This is a genomic window from Flindersiella endophytica, from assembly GCF_054779015.1.
Window position 1 is genome coordinate 738,954 of record NZ_BAAGYY010000024.1, and the last position, 23,938, is coordinate 762,891.

General features: G+C 69.9%; 20 protein-coding genes. 7 read left to right on the forward strand and 13 right to left on the reverse strand.

Features of this window, described 5'->3' with window-relative positions:
* A complete protein-coding gene (locus tag ACYVF6_RS31215; protein ID WP_460526215.1) occupies positions 1 to 255 on the forward strand; it encodes a DUF4242 domain-containing protein in 255 nt (84 codons plus the stop codon).
* Between the two features lie 83 nt (positions 256 to 338).
* Here ACYVF6_RS31215 and ACYVF6_RS31220 read toward each other — a convergent pair whose 3' ends face one another.
* The 4 genes from ACYVF6_RS31220 to ACYVF6_RS31235 form a co-directional block, all read right to left on the reverse strand.
* Positions 339 to 1,412: an amidohydrolase family protein gene (locus ACYVF6_RS31220; protein ID WP_460526216.1), complete on the reverse strand. Its 1,074-nt coding sequence runs from the start codon at positions 1,410 to 1,412 to the stop codon at positions 339 to 341.
* On the reverse strand, positions 1,409 to 3,022 hold the full coding sequence (gene ffh, locus ACYVF6_RS31225) for a signal recognition particle protein (protein WP_460526217.1): 1,614 nt from the start codon (positions 3,020 to 3,022) through the stop codon (positions 1,409 to 1,411). The genes ACYVF6_RS31220 and ffh overlap by 4 nt, the downstream gene beginning before the upstream one ends.
* Before the next feature lie 63 nt (positions 3,023 to 3,085).
* The gene (locus tag ACYVF6_RS31230; RefSeq protein ID WP_460526218.1) at positions 3,086 to 4,027 is read right to left on the reverse strand and encodes a hypothetical protein; all 942 of its coding nucleotides are present in this window, start codon (positions 4,025 to 4,027) and stop codon (positions 3,086 to 3,088) included.
* Positions 4,028 to 4,058: 31 nt separating this feature from the next.
* On the reverse strand, positions 4,059 to 4,550 hold the full coding sequence (locus tag ACYVF6_RS31235; RefSeq protein ID WP_460526219.1) for a hypothetical protein: 492 nt from the start codon (positions 4,548 to 4,550) through the stop codon (positions 4,059 to 4,061).
* A 65-nt stretch (positions 4,551 to 4,615) separates the two neighbouring features.
* Here ACYVF6_RS31235 and ACYVF6_RS31240 point away from each other — a divergent pair, with 65 nt between their 5' ends.
* Positions 4,616 to 5,410 carry a helix-turn-helix domain-containing protein gene (locus tag ACYVF6_RS31240; RefSeq protein WP_460526220.1) on the forward strand — a complete coding sequence of 265 codons (795 nt, stop codon included), beginning with the start codon at positions 4,616 to 4,618 and terminating at the stop codon, positions 5,408 to 5,410.
* A gap of 14 nt (positions 5,411 to 5,424) precedes the next feature.
* On the opposite strand, the gene ACYVF6_RS31245 is transcribed toward ACYVF6_RS31240, so the two are convergent.
* The 4 genes from ACYVF6_RS31245 to ACYVF6_RS31260 form a co-directional block, all read right to left on the reverse strand.
* The gene (locus tag ACYVF6_RS31245; RefSeq protein WP_460526221.1) at positions 5,425 to 6,906 is read right to left on the reverse strand and encodes a serine hydrolase; all 1,482 of its coding nucleotides are present in this window, start codon (positions 6,904 to 6,906) and stop codon (positions 5,425 to 5,427) included.
* A gap of 104 nt (positions 6,907 to 7,010) precedes the next feature.
* Complete coding sequence (locus tag ACYVF6_RS31250; RefSeq protein WP_460526222.1) at positions 7,011 to 9,299, reverse strand: [protein-PII] uridylyltransferase; 2,289 nt, start codon at positions 9,297 to 9,299, stop codon at positions 7,011 to 7,013.
* Positions 9,296 to 9,634: a P-II family nitrogen regulator gene (locus tag ACYVF6_RS31255; protein WP_460526223.1), complete on the reverse strand. Its 339-nt coding sequence runs from the start codon at positions 9,632 to 9,634 to the stop codon at positions 9,296 to 9,298. The genes ACYVF6_RS31250 and ACYVF6_RS31255 overlap by 4 nt, the downstream gene beginning before the upstream one ends.
* Positions 9,631 to 11,013, reverse strand: coding sequence for an ammonium transporter (locus ACYVF6_RS31260; protein WP_460526224.1), 1,383 nt, complete (start codon positions 11,011 to 11,013; stop codon positions 9,631 to 9,633). Before ACYVF6_RS31260 ends, ACYVF6_RS31255 begins: the two co-directional genes overlap by 4 nt.
* Positions 11,014 to 11,311: 298 nt before the next feature.
* Here ACYVF6_RS31260 and ACYVF6_RS31265 point away from each other — a divergent pair, with 298 nt between their 5' ends.
* From ACYVF6_RS31265 to ACYVF6_RS31275, 3 genes are read left to right on the forward strand one after another with little or no spacing between them, the layout of a single operon-like run.
* Entirely contained in the window at positions 11,312 to 12,934 is a 1,623-nt protein-coding gene (locus tag ACYVF6_RS31265; protein WP_460526225.1) for an MFS transporter, read from the forward strand.
* Positions 12,934 to 13,533, forward strand: coding sequence for a TetR/AcrR family transcriptional regulator (locus ACYVF6_RS31270; protein ID WP_460526226.1), 600 nt, complete (start codon positions 12,934 to 12,936; stop codon positions 13,531 to 13,533). Before ACYVF6_RS31265 ends, ACYVF6_RS31270 begins: the two co-directional genes overlap by 1 nt.
* A gap of 50 nt (positions 13,534 to 13,583) precedes the next feature.
* Complete coding sequence (locus ACYVF6_RS31275) at positions 13,584 to 14,618, forward strand: LacI family DNA-binding transcriptional regulator (protein WP_460526227.1); 1,035 nt, start codon at positions 13,584 to 13,586, stop codon at positions 14,616 to 14,618.
* On the opposite strand, the gene ACYVF6_RS31280 is transcribed toward ACYVF6_RS31275, so the two are convergent.
* The 4 genes from ACYVF6_RS31280 to ACYVF6_RS31295 form a co-directional block, all read right to left on the reverse strand.
* Entirely contained in the window at positions 14,602 to 17,484 is a 2,883-nt protein-coding gene (locus ACYVF6_RS31280; protein ID WP_460526228.1) for an alpha-glucuronidase family glycosyl hydrolase, read from the reverse strand. The genes ACYVF6_RS31275 and ACYVF6_RS31280 overlap by 17 nt on opposite strands.
* Positions 17,481 to 19,796, reverse strand: a complete 2,316-nt coding sequence (locus ACYVF6_RS31285; protein WP_460526229.1) for a family 43 glycosylhydrolase — start codon at positions 19,794 to 19,796, stop codon at positions 17,481 to 17,483. Before ACYVF6_RS31285 ends, ACYVF6_RS31280 begins: the two co-directional genes overlap by 4 nt.
* A 76-nt stretch (positions 19,797 to 19,872) precedes the next feature.
* Complete coding sequence (locus ACYVF6_RS31290; protein ID WP_460526230.1) at positions 19,873 to 21,240, reverse strand: MFS transporter; 1,368 nt, start codon at positions 21,238 to 21,240, stop codon at positions 19,873 to 19,875.
* A 26-nt stretch (positions 21,241 to 21,266) separates the two neighbouring features.
* Entirely contained in the window at positions 21,267 to 22,334 is a 1,068-nt protein-coding gene (locus ACYVF6_RS31295; RefSeq protein ID WP_460526231.1) for an alkene reductase, read from the reverse strand.
* Between the two features lie 166 nt (positions 22,335 to 22,500).
* Between ACYVF6_RS31295 and ACYVF6_RS31300 the strand changes: the two genes are divergently transcribed.
* Positions 22,501 to 22,959 carry a MarR family winged helix-turn-helix transcriptional regulator gene (locus ACYVF6_RS31300; RefSeq protein WP_460526232.1) on the forward strand — a complete coding sequence of 153 codons (459 nt, stop codon included), beginning with the start codon at positions 22,501 to 22,503 and terminating at the stop codon, positions 22,957 to 22,959.
* Positions 22,960 to 23,132: 173 nt separating this feature from the next.
* Here ACYVF6_RS31300 and ACYVF6_RS31305 read toward each other — a convergent pair whose 3' ends face one another.
* On the reverse strand, positions 23,133 to 23,276 hold the full coding sequence (locus tag ACYVF6_RS31305) for a hypothetical protein (RefSeq protein WP_460526233.1): 144 nt from the start codon (positions 23,274 to 23,276) through the stop codon (positions 23,133 to 23,135).
* 104 nt (positions 23,277 to 23,380) lie between these two features.
* Here ACYVF6_RS31305 and ACYVF6_RS31310 point away from each other — a divergent pair, with 104 nt between their 5' ends.
* Positions 23,381 to 23,929: a MauE/DoxX family redox-associated membrane protein gene (locus tag ACYVF6_RS31310; RefSeq protein WP_460526234.1), complete on the forward strand. Its 549-nt coding sequence runs from the start codon at positions 23,381 to 23,383 to the stop codon at positions 23,927 to 23,929.
* The last annotated feature ends 9 nt before the right edge of the window (positions 23,930 to 23,938 follow it).

Consider the following 23,938-nt stretch of genomic DNA (forward strand, 5'->3'; position numbering starts at 1 on the left):
ATGCCGCTGTTCATGGATGTACACGAACACCTGCCCGAGGGGGCCAAGCTGGCCGACGTCGCGAGCGCGCACGAGGCTGACCTGCGCGTCCAGGGCGACTACGGCGTGAAATACCTGCGCTACTGGGCGGACGAGGCGGAAGGCAAGGTCTTCTGCCTGGTCGACGCCCCCGACGCCGAAGCGGCGATCGCGGTGCACCGGGAGGCCCACGGCCTGGTTCCCGACCACATCTACGAGGTCACCGAGGGCAGCTGAGGCTTGCCCGGCAGCGGTGGAGGTTGCCCGGCCGACAGGCCGGAAGCCTCCACCGCTCTGCGTTTCAGCGGCCGACGTTCACGCTAGTAAACAGATCCCCGCAGCACGATGTGCGACGGCGACTGCAGGACGCGCAGGTCGTCGAGCGGATTCGCTTCGTACACGACGAAATCGGCGGGAGCGCCCTCGTCCAGTGTGGGGTTGAGACCGAGCCATTCGCGGGCGCGCCAGGAGCCCGCACCGAGCGCGTCGAACGCCGGGATGCCCGACTTCGACGACATCGCCAGGATCTCCTGGCCGATCAGCCCGTGCGGCAGGAAGCCGCCCGCGTCGGTGCCGGCGTACAGCGGAACGCCTGCGTCGTAAGCGTTTCGGAGCATGTCGTCGACCCGGCCCAGCAACGCGCGCATGTGCGACGCGTACGCCGGGAACCTCGCCTCGCCCTGGGCCGCGAAGCCCTCGAAGTTGTCGATCTGCAGCCGGGTGGGAACCAGGGCGACGCCCCGCGCCGCCATGTCGGCCAGCAGGGCGTCCGACAGTCCGACGCCGTGCTCGAGGCAGTCGATTCCCGCCGCCAGCAGGTCGGGCAGTGCGGTCTCGCCGAAGACGTGGGCCGTGACCCGCGCGCCCTCGGCGTGGGCCGCCGCAATCCCCGCTTGCAGCGCGTCCAACGGCCAGCACGGCGCCAGATCGCCAACCTCGCGGTCGATCCAGTCGCCGACCAGCTTCACCCAGCCGTCGCCCGCACGCGCCTGCTCGACCACCGCCGGCACCAGCTCGGCAGGCTCGATCTCCACGCCGTAGTTACGGAGGTAGCGCTTGGTCCGCGCGATGTGCCGCCCCGCCCGGATCATCCGCGGCAGATCGGCACGCGAGTCGATCCAGCGGGTGTCGACCGGCGTGCCGGGGTTGCGCAACAGCAGCGCGCCGGCGTCGCGGTCGGCCAGCGCCTGCGCCTCCTGCTCGTCGGCGGGCACTCCACCGTCGAGCGCCAGCCCCACATGGCAGTGCGCGTCGACCAGCCCGGGAACGAGAAACCCACCGCGCGACACCGTGGCAGCCGAAGCGACCGGCTCGTACGTCACGGTCCCGTCGACGACGTAGAGGTCACGCTGCTCCCCCTCGGGCAGGACGACCCCGGAGAAGCGAAGGCTCACTTGTTCTTTTTCCCGAGCATCTCCCGGACTTCCTTGGGCAGCTCGAAGTCCTTCGGGATCTCCGGCAGGTCGCCGGCGCCGAGGCCGCCCAGCTGATCGAACCCGCCCGGACCGGCCGGATCGTCGGAGTCGTCGCGGCGCTGCTGGTCGGCGGCATCCTGCTGGGCCCGCTTGGCGGGGTTGCCCGAGCCTCGCTTCTGCTTCTTGCCCTTCGCGCCCTTCTTGCCGCGCCGGCCTCCACCGCCACCGCCGCCACCCGGGCCGATGCCCGGCATGCCGGGCATCCCGCCCATGCCGGGGAATCCCTTGCCCTGGCTGAGCTGGCTCATCATCTTGCGGGCTTCCATGAACCGCTCGACGAGCTGGTTCACGTCGGTCACGGTGGTGCCCGAGCCGCCGGCGATCCGAGCCCGCCGGGAGCCGTTGATGATCTTGGGATCGTCGCGCTCGGCCGGCGTCATCGAGCGGATGATCGCCTCGACTCTGTTGAGCTCGCGGTCGTCGATGTTCTCGACCTGGTCACGGATCTCGCCGATGCCGGGCAGCATGCCGAGGATCTTCGACAGCGAGCCCATCTTGCGGACGGCCTGCATCTGGCTGAGGAAGTCTTCGAGGGTGAAGCCGCGCTCGGTCTTGAGCTTCTCCGCCATCTGGGCGGACTGCTTCTCGTCGAAGGCCTGCTCGGCCTTCTCGATCAGCGTCAGCACGTCGCCCATGCCGAGGATGCGCGAGGCCATCCGGTCGGGGTGGAAGACGTCGAAGTCGTCGAGCTTCTCGCCGTTGGACGCGAACATCACCGGACGGCCGGTCACGTGGCGTACGGACAGCGCCGCACCACCACGCGCGTCGCCGTCGAGCTTGGCCAGCACGACGCCGTCGAAGCCCACGCCGTCGCGGAACGCCTCGGCGGTCGTCACCGCGTCCTGACCGATCATCGCGTCGACGACGAACAGGATCTCGTCGGGCTTGACCGCATCGCGGATGTTGATCGCCTGCTGCATCATGTCGGCGTCGACGCCGAGCCGGCCCGCGGTGTCGACGACCACTACGTCGTGAAGCTGCCGCTTGGCGTAGTCGATGCTCTGCCGCGCCACGTCGACCGGATCGCCGACGCCGCTGCCGCGCTCGGGAGCGAACACGGGCACGCCGGCCTGCTGGCCGACCACCTGGAGCTGCTCGACGGCGTTGGGGCGCTGGAGGTCGGCCGCGACCAGCAACGGAGTGTGGCCCTGGCCCTTCAGCCAGCGACCGAGCTTGCCGGCCAGCGTGGTCTTACCGGCACCCTGGAGACCAGCGAGCAGGATCACGGTCGGTGGGTTCTTGGCGAACCGGAGCGTGCGAGTGTCGCCACCGAGGATCTGGATGAGCTCCTCGTTGACGATCTTGATGACCTGCTCGGCGGGGTTGAGCGCCTGGTGCACATCGGTGCCGCGGGCCCGCTCCTTCACCTGCTTGATGAAGTCCCTGACGACCGGCAGCGCGACATCGGCCTCGAGCAGCGCGATCCGGATCTCGCGCGCGGTCGTGTCGAGGTCGGCGTCGGTGAGCCGGCCCTTCCCCCGGAGCTTCTTGAACGCCGCCTCGAGGCGGTCCGAAAGTGTGGCGAACACGTGTAGGCAGATCCCTCTGGCCGTCGAGTATGCGAAGTGAGTCGGTTCGGCCCAGCCTACCCGTCACCGCCTCAGGCGCTTCTCGATCACCCAGCGCCAGTGATCCAGTTCGTCCGGGTACGCGGAGTACATCCGGCCCAGCTCTCCGGTCGCCGCCTCCGTCTTGCGGCGTAGGAGCGCCTGCATGGCGCTTCTCAGCAGCGGCGGACGGCGGCCTCGCCGGGCCGGATGGGCGAGGACCTCCCGCGTGCCGATCGCTCCCAGCAGCGGGTCGACCCAGGGCTCGGGCACCTCCGAGAGCGCCAGCAGCACGGCGTCGAGTACGCGCTGGGTCGAGTGACGGCACCAGATCCGCTGCCGTTCCTGCCGGCCGCGTACCCAGACGGTCGTGTCGACCGGCACGTGCGCCAGCGCGACGAGCACGGCCTTCCGGAGGACCTGACCGCCGCCGTTGGCGAGCAGCGGTCTCGCCTGAGCGAGGAAGGCCGGGTGGTCGGCGGGCGGCCGCTCGGAGATCCGCTCGCACAGGCCGAACAACTCGGCGATGGCGGGCTCGGTCAGCGGCAGTTCGGGCCGCAGCCGGGCGGCCAGCGGGCAGCGGTCGCTGAACACGTGGTGCGGATCGGGTGAGCCCGGCCCGGCCGGGAGCAGCCGCTGGATGATCAACGCCAGGTCCGGCAGCGGGCCCGGCCACAGGTATCCCAGCAGGTCAGCGCGGTCGGCGAACCACGTCCAGCGGTCTGCGAGCTCTGCTCGCCGCTCCACCGGGAGCTCGCGGGTGGCGGCGTAGGGCAGGCCGAGCAGGTACGTCGAGTTGAACGGCCGGGTGGACACGACCTTCCGTGCCGCGTCCAGTGCCCAGGCCACGGTCTCGACCGGCCAGTCCAGTCTCGTTCGTGCGGCCCGCCAGACCTCGCTCCTGAGCTCCATCGACTCGTCGTCGTCCAGGCGATGCCGGCGGATCATCTCGCGCTGGAGCCACACAGCGTCGGCGTGCCCGTTCATCCGGCCAAGTGTGCCCGACCCGCCCGAGCAGTCACACCCGGCGGCGCGCGTGCATCTCCTGCTCCAGCCGGTACGTCGTGCCGCCGTCGTCGGAGACCTGGCCGCGCCAGACGAACGAGTCCGGCGTGATGTCGTTGAAGCTCCAGATCAGCGAGCTCCCGTCCTGCTGCGTGCCGTGCTGCACGATCCGGTCACCCTCCTGGCGTCCGATGAACGTCGAGAAGAAGCCGGACCGTGGTCCGGCCCACTGGATCCGCCAGGCCTGGATGCGCGGGTCGTACGAGCGCACCGTGGTCCCCCATCCGTGGTCCGCGCGGCCCCAGACGTCCTGGATCGCCCGGCCGGCGAGCACCCAGCCGAAGTGCGCCTCGTACGGTGCCTCGGTCCAGCGGCCGGTGCGCTCGTCGTAACTTTTCATGACGAAATCCCACGAGCCGACGAACTGGCCGTAGAGCTGAAGCTCGTCCTTCCATTCCGGGTACGGGCCGTCGGCGTGCAGCAAGGTCGGGAAGATGTTGTCCATCCCGCCACTCTCGCCGCTACGAGCGACGCCGGTCTTGAACGATGTTGCGCTCTAGGCTGGTCAGCATGCTGAGCTGGGAATCGCTGCTGTCCGCCGACGGCGTCGACGTCACCAGCGTCGCGTGTGACGGTACGGAACCCAGCTGGTCGGCGGTCGAGCCCATCACGGGCTCCGGCATCGTGTTCGTACGCAGCGGGCTGTTCCGCCGCGAGGTCGACGGCGCCGAAACCGTGCTCGACGCGGCTACCGGCTACGTGCAGCGGCCCGGCAGCGAACAGCGCATGGCCCACCCGCGCGGCGGCGACCTGTGTACGTCGATCACGCTCGGCCTCGCACAGCTCGAGACGCTCACCGGCGGCGGCTGGAGCCGGTTGCGCGCGAACGTCGCGGACCAGGCCGTCTTCACCGCGCCTGCGCTCGACCTCGCCCACCGGCTGCTGCTGCGCCACCCGACGGCCGAGCTGGCGTTCGGTCTGGTCGGCGACGTCCTCGCGGGCCTACTGCCGCGAGCGGTCGCGGCCGGCTTCCCGGCCCGCGCTGCCCGCCGGCGGCGAGCCGCCGACGACATACGCGAGGCGCTGGCTGACGACCTCACCCTCACCCTCGGCGAGCTGGCCGCCCTGGCCGGGCTGTCGCCGTACCACCTGTCGCGGGTGTTCTCGCGAGCCACCGGCCAGACCCTGACCCGCTACAAGGCCCGGCTGCGGACTCGCCGGGCCATGGAGTCGCTGGCCGCCGGCGAACGCGACCTCGCGCGGCTCGCGGTCGAGACCGGCTTCGCCGACCAGGCCCACCTCACACGCACGCTGCGGGCCGAGACCGGCATGACCCCGGCCCGCCTGCGTGCTCTGCTCGGCTGAGCGAACCAAGCGCCTCAGCCGCGCGCGGCAGCCAGTGCCGCGGTCATCGCCTGCTCGACGGCCTGCGTGCAGTGGCGCGTCGTCATGATGCCGTCCAGGCCCTTGCCCAGCAGCCCGAGCTTCTCGGTGTACGCGACGGGGTAGATCCCCGGCGGGTCGGCCGGCCGGTTGGCGTCGGTGTAACGGGCGCCGAGGTTGCTGTTGACCACCATGATGTAGTTGCGCACCGGTTTGCCCGGCAGCGAGTGCACGATCCCGGCGTCGACACCGCCGTGGTCGCTCAACCCCGTCTTGTGCGCGAACGTGACCTCCGCCCGCGCGTTGCACGGCCGCACGTCCTGCCCATAGACCCGCCCGTCGACGGTCATCGTGCCGTCCGCCGGGTTGATCCAGCGCTCGTCGACCTTCTGGATCAGGCCCTCCGCCGGGTACGCGCGGCCACACCAGTTGGTGGTCGTGAGCACCTGGTTCAGCCCCTGCTCCTTCAGCGTCTCGTAGTAGAACGCCCGCGAGGACGCCGACAGCAGATCCCGCGTCACAGGCTCACCTGTCGGCTTACGCCACAGCACGCCCGGCGAGGAATTGACCACCAGAAGCAGCTTCGCCGTCTCCATCGACGTCATCTTCATCGTGTTGATCCAGCCACCGCCGGTCTCGGTGCCCCTGGCGGCCACCATCTGCAGTGTCGGCAGGCCGAGGTCACGGAACAGCTGATTGGTCTCGTCGACGGCGTTGCGCTGGTACAGCATCATGATCAACGCGCAGGCGGCCCGGTTCTCCGAGACCGTCTGCATCCGGTCGAACCAGCCACGGATGGTGTCGGTGTCCGGCGCACCACAGCTGGTGTCGACCGGCTGGTACGGCAGTGTGTCATCCAGGCTGATGTCGCCGCGGTCGACCAGCCGCAGCACCGAGAAGCCGACCATCAGCTTCAGCACCGACGCTGGATAGGTCGCCATGTGCTCCAGCGGTGCGTTCTCCCGCCCGGGTACGAGATCGACCGAACCGGTCGAGCCCGCGTTCCACTCGGCGGTGTTCCAGGAACGCCAGCGCACGGCCGTGGTGTCGAGGTTCCTGTTCAGCGGAACGACGACACCGTTCGGGTACTTCGGGCTCATCAGCACATCGACCGCCGAGACCGGACGGCCTTTGCCATCCAGCTCGATGATCGCCGTGTCGACGTTCGGCATCTGATGTGCCTGCGGCGGATCCGCCGCGTCTACCGCGGCCTTCGACCGCGCCCGCGACTGCTGGCCGCTCAGGTCGAAGCCGTCCTCGTCTCGTGCGGAGGTGGCCGCTGCCTGGCTGGCCGGCGGCATCAGATCGACCACCTCGTTGAACTTCTGCGCGACCATGGCCTGGCGTACCTGCTCGGCCAGTGCGGCACTGCCGCCAGTCCCGGCTTCCGCCGGTGCTCCCGCGAGCAGCAGTCCGGTGGCTGTCGCGCCGGCCCCGACCCAGGCGAGCGCACGCCGCCATGTACGTCTGATGTGCATCGTCCCCTCCGTCATCACTGATGGGCATGAAAGAGCTGCCCACAAACACGCGGCGGGGGGCGAAAACGTTGCAGACGCGACGAAAATATACGTGAAATGTGCAATTAGATGTAGACGGCCAGTGCGGCCTCGGTCGCCGCGCGGGCGGCTTCGGCGTCGGGCTCGGGCAGGGGGCTGCCGTCCGGTGTCGTCAGGTAGAAGACGTCGACCGCTTCGTTGGCCCAGGTGCTCACATGGGCCGAACGCACCGAGCAGCCCGTTCCCGCGAGCGCCGCGCAGATCCGCCAGAACAGGCCGGGCCGGTCGTGGGCGCGTACTTCCAGCACGGTCGCGGTCGCGGAGACGCCTGGCACCACGCGGACGTTCGCCGGCGCCACGTCGGGGTCTTCCTCGTAGGCCTGGTCGGCCGCCGAAAGCCTCCCGGCCAGGTCGATGCCGCCGGCGAGTGCGCTGATCAGTCGCTCGCGCAGCAACGCCGGATCGGGCTGGTCGCCGCCGACCGACCACACGGACACTCCTGCGGTGTCGAGTGTCTCGACCGACGCCGACCGGACGCTGAGCCGCGCGGTCGCGAGCACTCCGGCCACCGTCGCCAGCAGACCCACCTGGTCGGGCGCCACGAACGTCACGCGGCTGGTGTCGGACGCGCCGTCCGGCGACGGCTCGACGACCACCTCGATCTCCCTGCCCGAAGCCAGTTCCGACTGCCACGGCTCCAGCGGCGCCGGCGCCGGCACCTCGCCGCGCTCCAGCCGCGCCCGCACCAGCTCGACCAGCCGCGTGAGCAGCCCGGCCCGCCACGGCGTCCACGCCACCGGACCGGTCGCGCGGGCGTCGGCCTCGGTCAGCGCGGCCAGCAAGTCCAACGTGTCGGCGTCGCCGACGGCCATCGCGACCCGCTTCACCGTCGCCGGGTCGTCCAGGTCACGCCGGGTCGCGCTCTCGATCAGCAGCAGGTGGTGTCGCACCAGCCCGACCAGGACGGCCGTGTCGCGTTCGGAGAAGCCCCACCGCGGCGCGATCCGCCGGGCCAGCGCCGCACCGGCCGTCGAGTGGTCGCCGGGCTGGCCCTTGCCGATGTCATGCAGCAGCGCGGCCGCGACCAGCAGGTCCGGCCGCGACACCCGGCGTACCAGCGCCGACGCCTCCACACACGTCTGCAGCAGGTGCCGGTCGACGGTGTGCAGGTGTGCCTGTGACCACTGCGGCTTCCAGCGGACGGCCGCCCACTCCGGCAACAGCGGCTCGATCAGGCCCGCCTGGTCGAGCGTCTCCCACACGGGTACGAGGTCCCGCCCGGCGCCGAGCAGCCCGGTCCACAGCCGCCGAGCCTCCTCGGGCCACGGCGTCCGCAGCGGTACGTAGGACCGCGACAGCCGGTCACAGGCGTACGGCGACAGCAGCAGGTGCCGCTCGGCAGCCTCGAAGCCGGCGCGCAACGGCAGCAGTGCGTCCTGCCCGAGCCGGGCGTCCGTGCTCAGCACGACCTCGCCCTCGGACACCGCGACGCCACCGCCAAGTGGTGTCAGGATCGGTCCCGGCCTGGGCCCGGTGCGCCGCACCGCCGTCCGGCGCCCACCGCGATCGGCGAGCAGCCGGTCGATCCGGCGCCAGGTGGTGTCGCAGAGGTGCGCGAGCGTCCGCCCGGCCTGGTAGACCCGGCGCAGCAACGCCTCGCGGTCGGGCATGCCGAGCAGCGAGGCGACCTCCGGCTGCAGCTCTGCCAGCAGCCGGTCCGACGTCCGCCGCGCGGCGCCTCCGGTCACCTGGTGCAGCGCGTCCCGGACGTCGAGCAGCTCACCGCGAACGCGTTCCAGCAACGTGTGTTGTACCTCGACCAGCCAGGTCGCCGCCAGCGCGCGCAGCACGACGCCGTCACGCAGGCCACCCTTGGACTCCTTCAGATCAGGCTCGAGCAGGCTGGCCAGCTCGCCCGCCCGGTCGGCTCGCGACCGGCACGAGGTCTGCAGCTCGCCGAGCCGGTGGGTCGCCGCGCGCCGCCAGTCGGCCAGCACGGTGGTACGCAACCCGATCGTGACGGCCGGATCGCCGGCGACGTGCCGCGCGTCCAGCAACGACAACGCCGTACGCAGGTCCGCGGATGCGGCCTCGCGGGTCTCGGCGACCGTACGGACGCTGTGGTCGAGGCGTACGCCTTCGTCCCACAGGGGGTACCAGATTCGTTCGGCGATGCCGGCGACGTCGGTGCGGCGCTCGTCATGGACGAGCAGGACGTCGAGGTCGCTGGCCGCCGACAGCTCGCCGCGGCCGTATCCGCCGACGGCGACGACGGCCAGCCCGGTCGAAGGCTGGTCGTCGTGCTTCAAAGCGTCGGCGAGGAGCGCACGTAGCCGCAGGTCTGCGGCTTCCGTGCGCTCCTCGCGAGCAGTCACAACGCTTCCGGACCGCGCTCGCCGGTACGGACGCGCACCACGGTCTCGACCGGAGTGACCCAGACCTTGCCGTCCCCGATCCGGCCCGTGTGGGCGGCCTTGGTCACGGCGGCGACGATGTCGGACGCGTCACCGTCGTCGGCGAGGATCTCCAGGCGCACCTTGGGCACCAGGTCGACGTCGTACTCCGCACCGCGATAGACCTCGGTGTGGCCCTTCTGCCGGCCGTACCCGCTGGCCTCGGTCACCGTCATCCCGGTGACTCCGGCCTGTTCGAGAGCGGCCCTGACCTCATCCAGGCGGTGCGGCTTGATGACAGCCGTGATCAGCTTCATCGGGCCGGGCTCCCTTCCTTCTCCTCGGACTTCTCGGACTCCTCGGCGCCGTCGGCTCCCGCGACCGCCTCCGGGGCAGCCTCGACCTCGGGCTCCGGCTCGGCCCCGGCGATGAACCGACGGGTGCTGACGCCGATCGAGGTGAAGTCGTACGCGGTCTCCGCGTGCTCGGCGTAGTCGATGCCGTCGGACTCGGCCTCCTCGGAGACCCTCCAGCCCATCACCTTACTGATCACCAGGCCGATGATTCCCGTCACGATGAACGAGTACCCACCGACCGCGATGGCCGCGATCGCCTGCTTCCAGAGCTGCGTGAGCCCGCCGCCGAAGAACAGGCCGTCGACCGTGATGCCGGGCGAGCTCGCCGTGGCGAGGAACCCGATCAGCAGGCAGCCGACCAGACCACCGACGAGGTGGACACCCACGACGTCGAGCGAGTCGTCGAAGTTGTACTTGTTCTTCAGGCTGATCGCCATGCCACACAGGATGCCCGCGGCCACACCGACGACGATCGCACCGATCGGGTTGACCGACGCACAGGCCGGGGTGATCGCGACCAGGCCGGCCACAGCGCCGGAGGCCGCACCCAGCGTGGTGGGTTTACCGTCGCGAATCTTCTCCACCAGGAGCCAGCCCAGCACGGCGGCCGCGGTCGCGACCTGCGTGTTGATGAAGGCGAGGCCGGCGGTTCCGTTGGCGGCCACGGCCGAGCCGGCGTTGAAGCCGAACCAGCCGAACCACAGCAGGCCCGCGCCGAGCAGCACCAGCGGCAGGTTGTGCGGCCGCATCGACTCCTTGCGCCAGCCGACCCGCTTGCCGATGATCAGCGCGAGGGCCAAACCAGCAGCACCGGCGTTGATGTGGACCGCCGTACCACCGGCGAAGTCGAGCGCCTGCAGGCGATCGGCGATCCAGCCTCCGTTGCCCCCGTCGAAGAAGAACACCCAGTGCGCGACTGGGAAATAGACAACGGTCGACCACAGCACGATGAAGACCATCCAGGCCGAGAACTTGACCCGGTCGGCGATCGCGCCGGAGATCAGGGCGACCGTGATGATCGCGAACATCAACTGGAACGCAGCGAACACCGTCGCCGGGACGGTGGCACCGTCCCAGGCGGGGATGTCCATCTGGCCGTTCAACCCGACGGCACTGAAGCCACCGAGCAGACCGCCACCGATGTCTGTGGTGAACGAAATCGAATAGCCGTACAGCACCCACAGGACACTGACCACGGCGATAGCGGCGAAGTTCATCATGAGCATGTTGAGCACGCTCTTGGCCCGGGTCATGCCACCGTAGAAAAAGGCCAGGCCCGGGGTCATCAGCAGGACGAGCGCGGAGCTAGCCAGCAACCACGCGGTATCGCCTGTATCCATCGCGACTCCTTGACGGGGGAGGAAACTTGCCGCCCAGCGACCCCTACGTCGCCCCCAACGGCATCTCGCACAGAAGAATTGGTCTGGTTTGAGTTGCACACAGCTTGGTGGCGCTGCGTTTCGCTCCAAAACGCGTGATGTTGCAGACCGATTACAGAGTCGCGAGTTCTATGTCGTACGTGTGAACTAAGCCTCACTTCCCTACGCAACCGGAACAAATTTCGGCGGGTTGTCCGTTACGTTCAAACGGAACTTATCAGTCTCGTAATTACTCAGAGTGAGTAGTGGAGGGCAACCCGTGGAGCAATCTTCAGAAATCTCAGCGGTGCACAGGCGCCGCTGGGCAACGCTCGTGGTGCTGTGCATCAGCCTCGCGATCATCGGGCTGGACACGACGGTGCTGAACGTCGCGCTGCCGACGCTGCAGCGTGAGCTGTCGGCCTCGGCCAGCGAGCTGCAGTGGATCGTCGACGCCTACACCGTCGCGTTCGCCGGGCTGCTCCTGCTGGCCGGCGCGCTCGGCGACAAGCTCGGACGTAAGCGGGCACTGCTCGCCGGGCTCGTCGTGTTCGGCGCCTCCTCGGTGTGGGGCGCCCTGGTCGACACGCCGGAGCAGCTGATCGCGGCTCGTACGGTGATGGGCATCGGCGGAGCGCTGATCATGCCGAGCACGCTGTCGATCCTCACCAACTCGTTCACCGACCCGTCCGAACGTAAGAAGGCGATCGGTATCTGGTCCGGCGTCTCCGGCATCGGCATCGCGGTCGGCCCGGCACTCGGCGGCTGGCTGCTGGAGCACTTCAGCTGGCCGAGCGTGTTCTACCTGAATGTGCCGGTGGCCGGTCTCGGCCTGCTGCTCGGCCTGCTGATCGTTCCGGAGTCGCGCGACGTCAAGGCGCCACGGCTGGACTGGATGGGCGGCCTGCTGTCGGTTGCAGGCCTGACGACGCTGGTCTGGTCGATCATCGAGGCGCCCGACCGGGGGTGGACGGACCCGGTGATCCTCAGCGGGTTCGGTGTGGCGCTGGCGGTGCTGGCCGGCTTCACGCTGTGGGAGCTGCGGACGCCACATCCCTTGCTGAACGTACGATTCTTCGCCAACCGGCGATTCTCGATCCCGTCGATCTCGATCACGCTGGTGTTCTTCGCGTTGTTCGGCTCGGCGTTCTTCCTGTCGATCTACCTGCAGGCGGTGCAGGGACACGACGCACTCGGTGCCGGGATCCGGATCCTGCCGCTCGCCATCGGCATGACGTTCGGCGCGCCGCTCGCGATGGCGATCGCCCAGCGGATCGGCGAGAAGATCCCGCTGTTCGCCGGCCTCCTGCTGCTGTCGGCTTCGTTCGTCGTGATCGCGGGCACGACGGAGGGCACGGGTTACTGGCGCGTGTTCACCTCCGTTCTCCTGATGGGCTTCGGCATGGGCTTCGCGATGGCACCGGCGACCGAGGCGGTGATGGGCTCACTGCCGCCGTCGAAGGCCGGTGTCGGCTCGGCGGTGAACGACACGGTCCGGCAGGTCGGTGGCGCGCTCGGCGTCGCCGTGCTCGGCTCGATCCTCAACTCCGTCTACGCCGGCCGGCTGTCCGGCTCCGCGGTGGCCGGGCTGCCTGCCGCGGCGGCCGACTCCGCGCAGGACAACGTGCAGAGCGCGCTGGCCGTGGCGGCGCGGCTGCCCGCGCAGGCCGGCGAGGCGCTGGCGTCGACGGCGAAGAGCGGTTTCATCGACGCGATGGACACCACCGTCATCGTCGCGGCCGTCGTCGTGGCGGTTGGCGCCGTCGTGGCCTTGTTCTTGATGCCGCATCACGGGCAGACTCGACCTGAAGGGCACGATGAGGCAGACTCCGGTGCCGTAACTGATCAGCTCGGCTCTGTCACCACAGTCCCGGAGCCGGACGAACTGGAGGCCATCCGCTGATGTCCCACCCGCCGGTCGCTCCGCCCGCACGCCGTGGCAGACCGCGCGACCCCGATGCCGCCGGGCGGATCAAGGCCGCTGCCGCCGATCTGCTGCTGGAACGTGGGTACGAGCGGATGACTGTCGACGATGTGGCGGAGCGGGCCGGCGTGGGGAAGGCGACCGTCTACCGGCGGTGGCCCTCGAAGGACGAGCTGGCGTACGACGCGCTGGCCGCCCTGCTCGACGTCGAGGTGCCCACGCCGGACACCGGGTCGATCGGTGGCGACCTCGCGCAGGTCTACGCCGACCTGATCTCGTTCCTGGGAACCCCGCGAGGGCTGAACTTCCTGCGGCTGGCGGCATCCGAGTCAGGGCGCGACGAGCGGATCGGGACGTTGTACCGGCAGGCGGTGGAGCGGCGGATCGAGCTCAGCCTGCCCAACTTCCAGCGCGCCGTCGAGCGTGGCGAGGTACGAACCGACGCCGACCTCTCCGCGGTTTGCGAGGCGGTGCTCGGCGTCCTGGTGCTGCGGGCGCTGATCGGTTCGCCGTTGCCCACCGTGGAGGACATCCCGCGGATGGTCGAGCTGACGCTGGACGGCATCCGGGCGCGCTGACCTGTGTCGTTGAGGAATCTCCACGCAGCCGTCGCCAGTATCGTTGCCGCATGAGCGTTCAGCGCCGGCCCACGTTGCACGATGTCGCCGCTGTCGCCGGGGTTTCGCACCAGACGGTCTCGCGTTATCTGCGTTCCGACCCCACTGTCGGGGTGGAGACGATGGGACGGATCAGGGCCGCGATCGACGAGCTCGGGTACCGGCCGAACCTCACGGCGCGGGCGATGCGCACCCGCAACACCGGAGTGGTCGCGATCATCCTGCCGGGATGGACCGGCCCTGAACGTACCGTCGCCGCGGCCAGCGAGGAGGCGCAGCGGCTCGGCTATCGGGTCGAGATCGTAATCGGCGTCAACGAGAACCCCGCGTCGCTCAGCGCGCTGGCGGCCGAGTTGCTGGCCGACGGCCGGGTCGACGGCGTGCTGTCGGTGACTCCGTTGACCCCGTTGGCCCCGTTGACACTGAGCGCCGAAGGCGGTGGCGTGGTCGTCCAGACCGACGAGTTCGACCATCGGCTGCGGGCCGTCGAGGCGGTTGCCGCCGACGAGGCGACGATGGAGGAGATCGTGAGCCGGCTCGCCGCGCTCGGGCATCGCGACCTGTTCCACGCGGCCGGCCCGCAGGACTGGAGGTCGGCGGAGCTGCGCCGGTCCGGCTATCTGAACGCCTGCGAACGGCTGGGGCTCCGGTCGCACGGCGAGTTCACGGGGCCCTGGGATCCCGACACCGGCGTCCGGGCCGTCCGGTCGCTGCCCGACGACACACCGGTCACGGCGGTGGTGGCGGCCAGCGACCACATCGCGGTCGGCGTGATGCACGCGGCGTTCCACCGCGGCTGGCGGGTGCCTGCGGACCTGAGCGTGACCGGCTGGGACGATCTCACGCTCGTCCGGTACGGCACGCCCGCGCTGTCCACCGTCCGGGTCGATCGGGAGACGTCCGGCCGGCACGGCATGCGGCGCCTGATCGCGGCGATCCGGGGCGAGCCGGAGCCGGAGCCACCCACAGCCATGCCCACCGAGATCGACTTCCGGGAGACGACCGTCCCTCCACGCGAGGAGCCGGTGATCAGGCCGGGTCGGTGATCACCAGGGCGCCCAGGTGCCAGAACCGGTCCGGCTGGCTGTCGAGGACGAGATCGGCCGTCCGCCCGGACGCTCCGCCGTCCACTTCGGCATGCAGCCAGACGAACGTGCCGCCCGGCAGGTCCGGTGAGGTGGCGAGCACCGTGCCGCCCTCGGCGATGATCGTCGGCGGGCAGTCCGGGCCGCCGTCGCCGACCAGCGCCGACAGCCGGTGCCGGCCCGCCGGGATCTGGATCCGCAGCGTACGGGCGGGATAGTCGCCACAGAAGTCGCGTCGCAACGCGTCCCAGCTCCCGCCACGATCGCGGCCCTGCGGTGCACCGCCGACCCAGCCGTATCCACGTGTCGCGTCCCAGCTGGTGCCGGGGGCGAGCCTGGCGTAGCCCGTGACGAGCGGGCTGTCCGCGGTCCCCACGTCGAGGGCGAGATGGCACTGGGCGGCGTCCGGAGTGATCACGAACGTCTGGTTCCGGGCGGCCAGCGTGGTCTGCGCCGGCGCGACGTCGATGCTCAGGTCCACATGGTCGGCGATCAGCGGCGGCCGCACGGGCAGGCCCACCGTGGCGGACTCCCCGGAACCCACCACGGCCATGGTCTCGCCGACCTGCCAGCCGGAGTCGACCGGATGTACGACCGCGTGCACCGACTGCTCGTCGTGCGTCGCGTTCGTGATCTCGACGTCGAGGAGGTTGGTCCGGCCCCCGAAGAGCAGCCGGCCACCCGGGTACGCCAGCTGCAGCCAGCCCGTCCCGGTCGACAGGACCCGTGACCAGCCGAAGAAGTACGCGACGATCGTGTCGCGCCAGAGCTCGGCGTGTGCGACGTGCTCGTCGAACGTCGCTGCGATGTCGGCGTGCCGGGAACGATCGACCAGCCCGGCCAGCCCGCTCCAGGCCTGCCGGAACGCGAGTACCCGTTCGTAGCCTGCGAAGTGACTGTCGTAGATCTGCTGGATCACTGTCTTGCCGGACCGGAGCCGATGCCCGTACGGAACCCAGTGCATGAACAGCAGCAGCTCGTCCGGGCACTGCTCGAGCGATCCGTAGATCTGCTGCCAGTGCTCGGCGTAGAGACCGGTGAACCCACTGCCCGTCGCCGCGGTCCGATCGAAGCCGGTGCCCTCCGCCGTCGTGTGGTGGGAGAGGTTCTGCGTCGTCGTCGGCGCGGGGTCGAAGTGGGCGCCCAGCGGATACGTGAGGTAGCCCATCCCGAGCGGAGACGTGTAGTCCTCGTAGGTCTTCCAGGACTGGAGCAGGATCGGCCGCAGCACGGACTCGATCCGGCGGTCGCAGCCGAACGTGAGCTGGATCCATTCCGACGCGATCTCGGCGGCGGGCAGGTGCGGGTTCCAGGCCAGCCGGGCGAAGCCGTGGGTGTTCGCCGCGCCCAGCTGGTAGCCGGTCCAGTCGTGGTCGTCGCCGAGGTTGGCCACGCCGGCGAAGCCGGCGTTCTGCTGGTCGTAGGCGGCCCCAGTCACGATGTCGGCAACCGTCGGTCCGGCTCCTGTACCGGTGTGCGTCGGGAAGTCCAGGATCGTCTTCCACTCCGGCACGAGGTAGCACAGGTGCGTCGCGTGGCCGGTGTACTCCTGCGTGATCTGCAGCTCGATCAGCTGGTTCGTGTGGGGAAGCCCACCGAACAAGGGATTCACCGGCTCCCGGACCTGGAAGTCGATCGGGCCGTTCTTGGTCTGCACGATGGCGTTGGCGTGGAAGTCGCCGTCGAGCGGCCCGAAGACGCGGTACTGATACTCCGCCCAGTCGTCGAAGCCTTCGTGGACGAACGAACGCCAGACCAGCCTTCCGCCGTGCGGCGCGAGCAGGTCGGCCAGCAGGTTGGCGCCCTCGGCATGGGTGCGCCCGTAGTCCAGCGGTCCGGGCTGGCCCTCGGAGTTGGCCTTGACCAGGAAGCCGCCGAAGTCCGGCACCAGCTGGTAGATCTCGTCGATCTTGTCCCGCCACCAGCTCTGGACTCGCGGGTCGAGTGGATCGGCCACCGTGATCGGGTCGGGATCGTCATTGGTGAGCGTGATCGGGCTCGCGTAGTTGGCCGACACCCACAGCCGTACGCCCCAGGACCGGAACACACCGGCCAGGGCAGTCAGGTCCGGCAGCCGTTCGGTACGCAGGAACTCCGCGCTGGCGTTGACGTTGTTGATCACGGTGTGGTTGATCCCGACCGAGGCGAGCATCCGCGCGTAGTCGGTGTAGCGCTCGTCGAGCCCGGGCAGCTCGTCCCAGTCGAAGATCGACCTGCCGGCGTACCCACGCTCGACCGTGCGGTTCGGGTTGTCCCAGTGGTTCAGCATGCGCAGCGGCGACGCCGGACGGTCGGTCCGCGCCAGCCGGTCCAGCGGCTGTTGCCGCTGCAGATGCTGGAGGAACCGGAACGCGCCGTACAACGCGCCGCGTTCGCCGGCCGACTCGATGACCGTCCGATCCGGATCGTGCAGGCGGCTGATCGCGAAGCCCTCCGGGCCGAGGCCGCGGAGGTCGTCGGCGCTGCTGGTGCCGACCACCACCGCTCCCCTGCCGATCTGGTCGCGCACCGGCACGGGCCGGCCGAGCAGCCCGGTGAGCCCACGCGACAGCTCCGCACCCGCGTTGCGGAGCACGTCGTGATCCCCTTGTACGACGACGTGGTCGAACGCCGCGCGGTACTGCTGCAGCACTTCGCCGTCGGCGATCGTGCGGTAGCGCAGCCAGAGGTCGTAGCCGTCCTCCGGCGGTGGGGTCGGTGGAGCGGCGAACGCGCGCGGTGCCGCGTTCGGCAGCAGTCCCGCGGCCACGGCGCCGGCCGCTCCCCCGGCCGCCAGCAACGCACGCCGGGTCGGCCGGCCGGTGGGGTACTCCTCCCGGCCGGTCATGGCTGGTAGGTCCGTACGTAGTCGAACCGCGCGGTGGTACCCGTGCCGCCCATCGAGACCAGGCCGAGCTTCAGCGGACCGGCGCCGGCCGGCAGGTACCAGTAGCTGCCCCACTGCCAGTGCTCGCCGTCCAGGCTGGTCGCGGCCTGGAACAGGTGCTCACCGGTGTCCGGCTGGGTCGTGTGCCGCATCCGCAGCCACATCATGTCGGCACTGGGTCCGAGCTGGATCGCCTCCGGCCACGGGGTGTCGTCCGCGCCGGGCCACAGGAAGGCCTGTCGTACGGCACCGGTCTTGGTGGGTGCGAGCTGCAGCGACTGCGTCCGAGACGCCCAGGCGATCAGGCCGGCGCGGGCGTTGCCCGTACTGCCCTGGAACGGCAGCGAAAGCTTCGTCTCGACGGTGTAGTCGCCTTCGGGCGCGTCCCGCAGCAGCACAGTGGCGGCGGGACCTTTCTCCTCGCTCAGATCGAGGGCCTGGGTGTTCCAGACCAGCCCGCCGTCCTCGAGCCGGCCCTGGTCGGCGATGCCCGTCCACTGCCAGGCGGGATCGAGGGAGCCTGTGTCGAACTCGTCGCTGTAGGAGGCGAGCTGCCGGCCGAGCTCGGGGTCGGGGATCTTCTCGGTGACCGGCCGGTACAACCGGGCCATGCCGAGGTTGTCGCCCTGCGCGATCCCGCCGGCAGCGGCGACACCGAGCTGAGCCTCGCCTTTCAGTGCGTCCGCCAACCGCACCGTGAGCTCGCCCAGCGGGTTGTCGCCCAGGCTGGGTGCGACCTGGATCGTCGCGTGGTCACCGCGGACCTCGACGCTCACAGCGTTCCAGGTGTCGAACCGGAATCCCTGGTGCAGCGCCGTCTCGGCGGCCTTGACGACCTCGCCGCCCATTCGCTGCTCGACGCGCAGCGAGCCACGGACGGGATCGAGCCAGGCGACGGCGTAGTCCTTCGGCGACTGGTAGCCGAAGACGAGCCCGGCCTTGCCGGGCTGCCCGGTCACCGTCCTGAGGTCGCCCTCGGCACGGTAGTCGGACGGGCCGATCGTGCGGTTGAGCAGCAACGCGGGTCCGGAGGTCGCGTTCCTCGGCTGTACGTAGCCACCGCTCGCCTCGTCCCGGCCGACCGTCCATTCGGTTCCCACTGCCCGCCAGCCGGCCAGGTCCGCCTGTCCCGCTGCTGTGAACGTGCTGCCCGCCGTCCAGGTCGTCGCGGGCGCCGGCTGCGCCTGGTCGGACGTCCATCGGCCGGCACGTACCGTCGGCCAGCCGCCAATCCAGTCCAGCCGATCCATCGACTGAGGTCGCCCGCCCCACGGCAGCTCGAACCGGAAGTCGGAGTTGACCAGGTTCCACTGCTGCCCCGACCGGTCGACCGTGACGGCGTTGTGCCCGGTGGCCGCGAGCGTGTTTCCGTTGAACGAGTTCACGACCGTCCCGCCGGGCTGCGTGCCGGTGAGCGACACGCCAGTCGCGTCGACGAACGGTCCCGTCGGAGACGTGGACCGGCCGGCGAGCACCGGGTATCCGCCACCGCCGACGTCACCCATGCAGCAGCCGTAGCCGGAGTAGAAGAGGTAGTACCAAGGACCGTGCCTGGTCACCCACGCGCCTTCACCGCGCTCCCCGGCGACGACCTGCTGGGACTCGCCGACGACGCTGCGCCCGTCCGCCGACAGCCGCACGACGTGCAGGCCGCCCCGCCGGAACGAGCCGTAGTAGAGGTATTTCGTGCCGTCGTCGTCGACGAACATCATCGGGTCGATCTCCATCACCTCGCTGTCGGCGACGAAGTTGACCACCGGACGTCCGATGTCGGTCCACGGTCCGGCCGGTGTGGGTGCGGTCGCGAGCCCGATCGCCGCGTCGAGCGCGGTCGAGCCGGGAGCGGAGTAGTACATGTAGTACTCGCCGTCGACGTACCGCACGTCCGGCGCCCAGTAGCCCTTGCTCGGCCAGCCGGCCCACTGGGGATGGTTCGCCTCGTCGAACGCGTCGCCGAGGAACTCCCAGTGCACCAGATCGGTCGACCGGACCATCGGAACGAGGTGCTGCGGCCCGCCGGCCTCCGCGTTCTCGTGGGTCATGATCGTGTTGCTGGCGTAGGCGTACCACGCACCGTCCTTCGCCCGGATCAGCCCGACGTCCGAGAACGCCTGAGCGACATCGCGCATCAACGGATTGGCATACGTGCCGGACGACCCGCCGGCCGCGGACGCGGTGTGTGGGGCTCCGGCGGACGACAGCCCGGCAACGGTGGTGACCAGCGCCGACACCAGGCCGGCGACGATCACGCGGAACGACAGTCTTCGAGACATTCACGTCTCCCGCCACGCGAATTAACGATCACCCGGAGAGTAGGTGATCGTTAATTCGGTGGCAAGGAATCTCCGTTCAGCGTCGCGAACCGGCCATCCGAGGCTGCGGCACCACCAAGCCGACCAAGGCGATCGCAAGACCGAGTCCGGCGGCGATCAGGAAGACCAGCCCGTAACCCGCGGCGAGGTCTCCGGTCGTGGTTGTGCGGGCGGTGGCGGCCGTCGCCAGGCCGGCCAGCCCGACAGCTCCACCCACCTGGCTCGCCGTGTTGGCCAGCGCACCGACGATGCCGGCGTCCGCGCCGGGCGCGTCGGCGGTGGCCGACGACATCAGCGTCGGGAAGGTCAGGCCGATGCCGGCCGCGACGAGCAGGGTCGGGCCGAGGACGTCCGCGACGTACCCGCTGCTCGCGTCCGCGGCCGCGAGCCAGCCGAAGCCCGCGAGGAAGAACGCGCAGCCGGCGAGCACGAGCGCTCGCACGCCCGAACGTGGGAGCAGCGCGGCTGCCACCCGGGCGACCACGACGAACGTCACCGCCGCGGGCGTCTGCCCGAGTCCGGCCTGCAGCGCACCATAGCCGAGGACGTTCTGCAGGAGCAGCGAGCTGAAGTACCACATCGCGATGGCGATGCCTCCGAACAGGAGCAACATGACGTTGGCAACGGCCACGCTTCGAACGCGGAACAACCGCAACGGCAGCATCGGCCGGGCGGCGAAGCGTGCTTCGACCACGACGAAGCCGACCAGCAACAGCAGGCCGGCGACGACCGGGGCGACGACGGGCGTGGAGGTCCAGCCGTGACCGGCGACCTGCATGACCCCGTAGACCACGCCGGCCAGGCCCGCCGTGCCGGTGATCGCACCGGGCAGGTCGAGCGGCTGGCGTTCACCCGGCCCGTTGCCTGGAAGCGAGATCAGCGCCACCGCGATCAGGAGGGCACCGATCGGCACGTTGATGAGGAACACCCACTGCCAGGACAGTCCGGTCGTGATGGCACCGCCCACGACCGCGCCGGCCATCCCGCCCACACCGCCGGCAGCCGACCAGGCGCCGAAGGCCCGAGCCCGTGAACCCCCTTCGGTGAAAGACGTGTTCAGAACGGCGACAGTCGCCGGGGCGAGCAGAGCCGCGCCGACACCCTGCACCACCCTGGCCACCACCAGAATCGCCGGGCCCGTGGCCACGCCGGCAACGAGGCTGGCGGCAGAGAACAGGAACAGCCCAGCCACCAGGACCCGCCGGTGCCCGAACAGGTCGGCGATCCGCCCGCCGAGCAGCATGAAGCCCGCGAACGTAAGGAGGTAGCCGTTCACCACCCAGGCCAGCCCGGTGGGCGAGAAGGCGAGGTCCTGCTGGATCGAGGGCAAAGCGACGTTGACGATGGACGCGTCCAGGATCACCATGAACTGGCTCGCGCACACCAGGGACAGGATCATCCACATCTGAGTGACACCTTCCGAAAAGAGGTTCAGCCGAGCGCCGGATAGTCGGTGTAGCCGCGGTGATCGCCGCCGTAGAACGTCGCGCGATCAGGCGCATTGAACGGACCTCCGGCAGCCAGCCGGGCCGGCAGGTCGGGGTTGGCCAGGAAGAGACCGCCGAACGCGATCAGGTCGGCACTGCCGTCCTCGATCAGGTCGAGGGCGTCCGGGCCCGTATGGGCGGATCCCGTGTGGGGGTTGAGGATGAACGTGCCGGGCCAGTCCTTGCGGACCAGCGGGGTCAGGTCGCGGTCCGCGCCTTCCATCACGTGCAGGTAGCCCAGGCGGAGCAGCGCCAGCTGCACCAGCAGGGCACCGTAGGTCTCGTCCACGTCGTCCTCGGCGATGTGGTTGTTCGGGTTGCCGGGAGAGATCCGGAAACCGACGCGCTCGGAGCCGATCGCGTCGGCCACAGCGGTCGCCACGTCGGCACCGAAGCGGGCGCGCCGGGCCGGCGATCCGCCCCAGGCGTCGGTGCGGCGGTTGGTGTTGGGGGCGAGGAACTGGTGGATCAGGTAGCCGTTGCCGCCGTGCAACTCCACCCCGTCGAAGCCGGCGGCCATCGCGTTGCGAGCCGCGGCCGCGAAGTCCTCGATGGTCCGCGAGATCTCCGCTGCCGTCAGCTCCTTCGGTACGACGAAGTCCCTGGGGCCGGCATGGGTGAACACCTGCCCGGCCGCGGGAACCGCGGACGGAGCGACCGGATGCAGCCCGTCCGGCAGCAGGCTGGGGTGGCCGATCCGGCCCGTGTGCAGGAGCTGGGCGTAGATCACGCCGCCGGCGCGGTGTACGGCGTCGGTCACCTTTCGCCAGGCCAGGATCTGCTCGGTGGAGTGCAGCCCCGGCGTGTCCGGATAGCCCTGGCCGACCGGCGACGGCTGCGTCCCCTCGGTGACGATCAGGCCGGCACCGGCCCGCTGTGCGTAGTACTCCACCGCCAGGTCCGGCGGGCTCGCCCCCGCACCGTAGGCACGGCTGCGGGTCATCGGAGCCATCACGATGCGATTCGCCAGGCGCTTGCCGCCCAGCTCGTAGGAGTCGAATGCCGTAGGCATGGTCGGGTTCCCTGTTCTCGACGAAGGTCGCCGCGCGGTGCGGCGAGCGATTACCTGTCTAAACAGGTAAATCGCGGGAACGAATTCCGAGGGCCCATGTGACACACGTCACCTGATCCAGTAGGCTGCCAACTGTCCGAACAGGCAACCGACCAGCGAGAGCCAGATGAGCCCCACGCACCCCTCCATGCCGGCCCAGCCGCTCACCAACGCCATCGTCCGGGTGGCGCGCCTGCACCGGATGCTCGCCGCGCAGCTGCTGCGTCCCCTCGGCCTGCACCTCGGGCAGGAGCTGGTGATGATGCAACTGTGGGACCGCGGCCCGCAGAGCCAGACCGAGCTGATCCGCGCCCTCGACTCCGACTCCGCCACGATGGCCCGCACCGTCCGCCGCCTCGAACGGGCCGGCTTCGTACGCCTCCAGCCCAGCCCCACCGACAAGCGCGCGACGATCGTCGAGCCCACGCCTGCCAGCCAGGCCGTACGCCGCGAGGTCGAACGCATCTGGGCCGAACTCGAAGCAGGCGCCGTCGGCGACCTCCCGCCTGCGCGCCAGAAGTCCGCCATCGCCGTGCTCCAGCAGATCGAGGACAACCTCGCCCGCTCGGCCGAACGCACCCCGTAGCAACGATCTGGGTCGCGAAAATCACGCTCCGCACCGCAGGAATGACCGTTGCGCCATTCTCGCGCCAGCAAGATGCCAACGGCGGTCGCGATCCTGGCTGCCAATCGGGCTGCGTGCTGGTCCAGCGCGCGGCCATCGGCTCGAGAGAGGAGACCCGAGTTGCCTACTCTGGTTCAGAGACTCAGCGACGCCATGCTCGCGATCTTCGTCCCGAAGGTAACCGTCAAGGCGGCTCCCGCGGAGATCAGGTGCGGCTGCGACGACAGGTTCTGCCAGTGGCACTGGAAGGCCTGCGCGACCTGCCCCTGCTCCATCATGCACGGTCACTGCCCTTGCCAGTGACATAACGCTCTCCCAGGGCCGGGCGACGGCGAGCAGACAGCCTCGCCCGGCCCTGGGACCAGTTGCGAGGCGGTCGCCCATGGAATACGTGGTCCTGGCCTGCCAGGTAACCCTGGCCGGCGTGTTCTTGTTCTCGTTCGCCAGCAAGGTCCGTAACCGCAACGCCTACGAGGAGTTCGTCGCCTCGGTCGTCATTCTCCGGCTGGCCCGGTATCGCGGATCCCGCGTGCTGGCGCTCGCCACGGTTGCCGCGGAGGCGGCGTCGGTGATCCTCCTGATCGTGCCTTCCACATCGAAGGCCGGACTCGCCCTGGCAGCATGCCTGCTGACGGCGTTCACAACCGTGATCGCCGTCGAGCTCAGGCGCGGCTCCCGAGCTCCCTGCCGATGTTTCGGCGCATCCTCCACACCCCTCGGCCTGCCACACCTCCTACGCAACCTGATCCTCCTGGCAGCCGGCGGCACGGGCCTCGTGGGCGGACTGACCGCCACCGCGGCACCGCGCGACCCCGCGTGGACAGTGCTCACCCTCGCCGCCGCGGCCCTTGCCCTTGTTCTCGTGGTTCGCCTGGACGACCTGGTGGCCTTGTTCAGTCCGGCCAAACCGGCCACAAGCTACGAAAGATAAGTGAGGTTC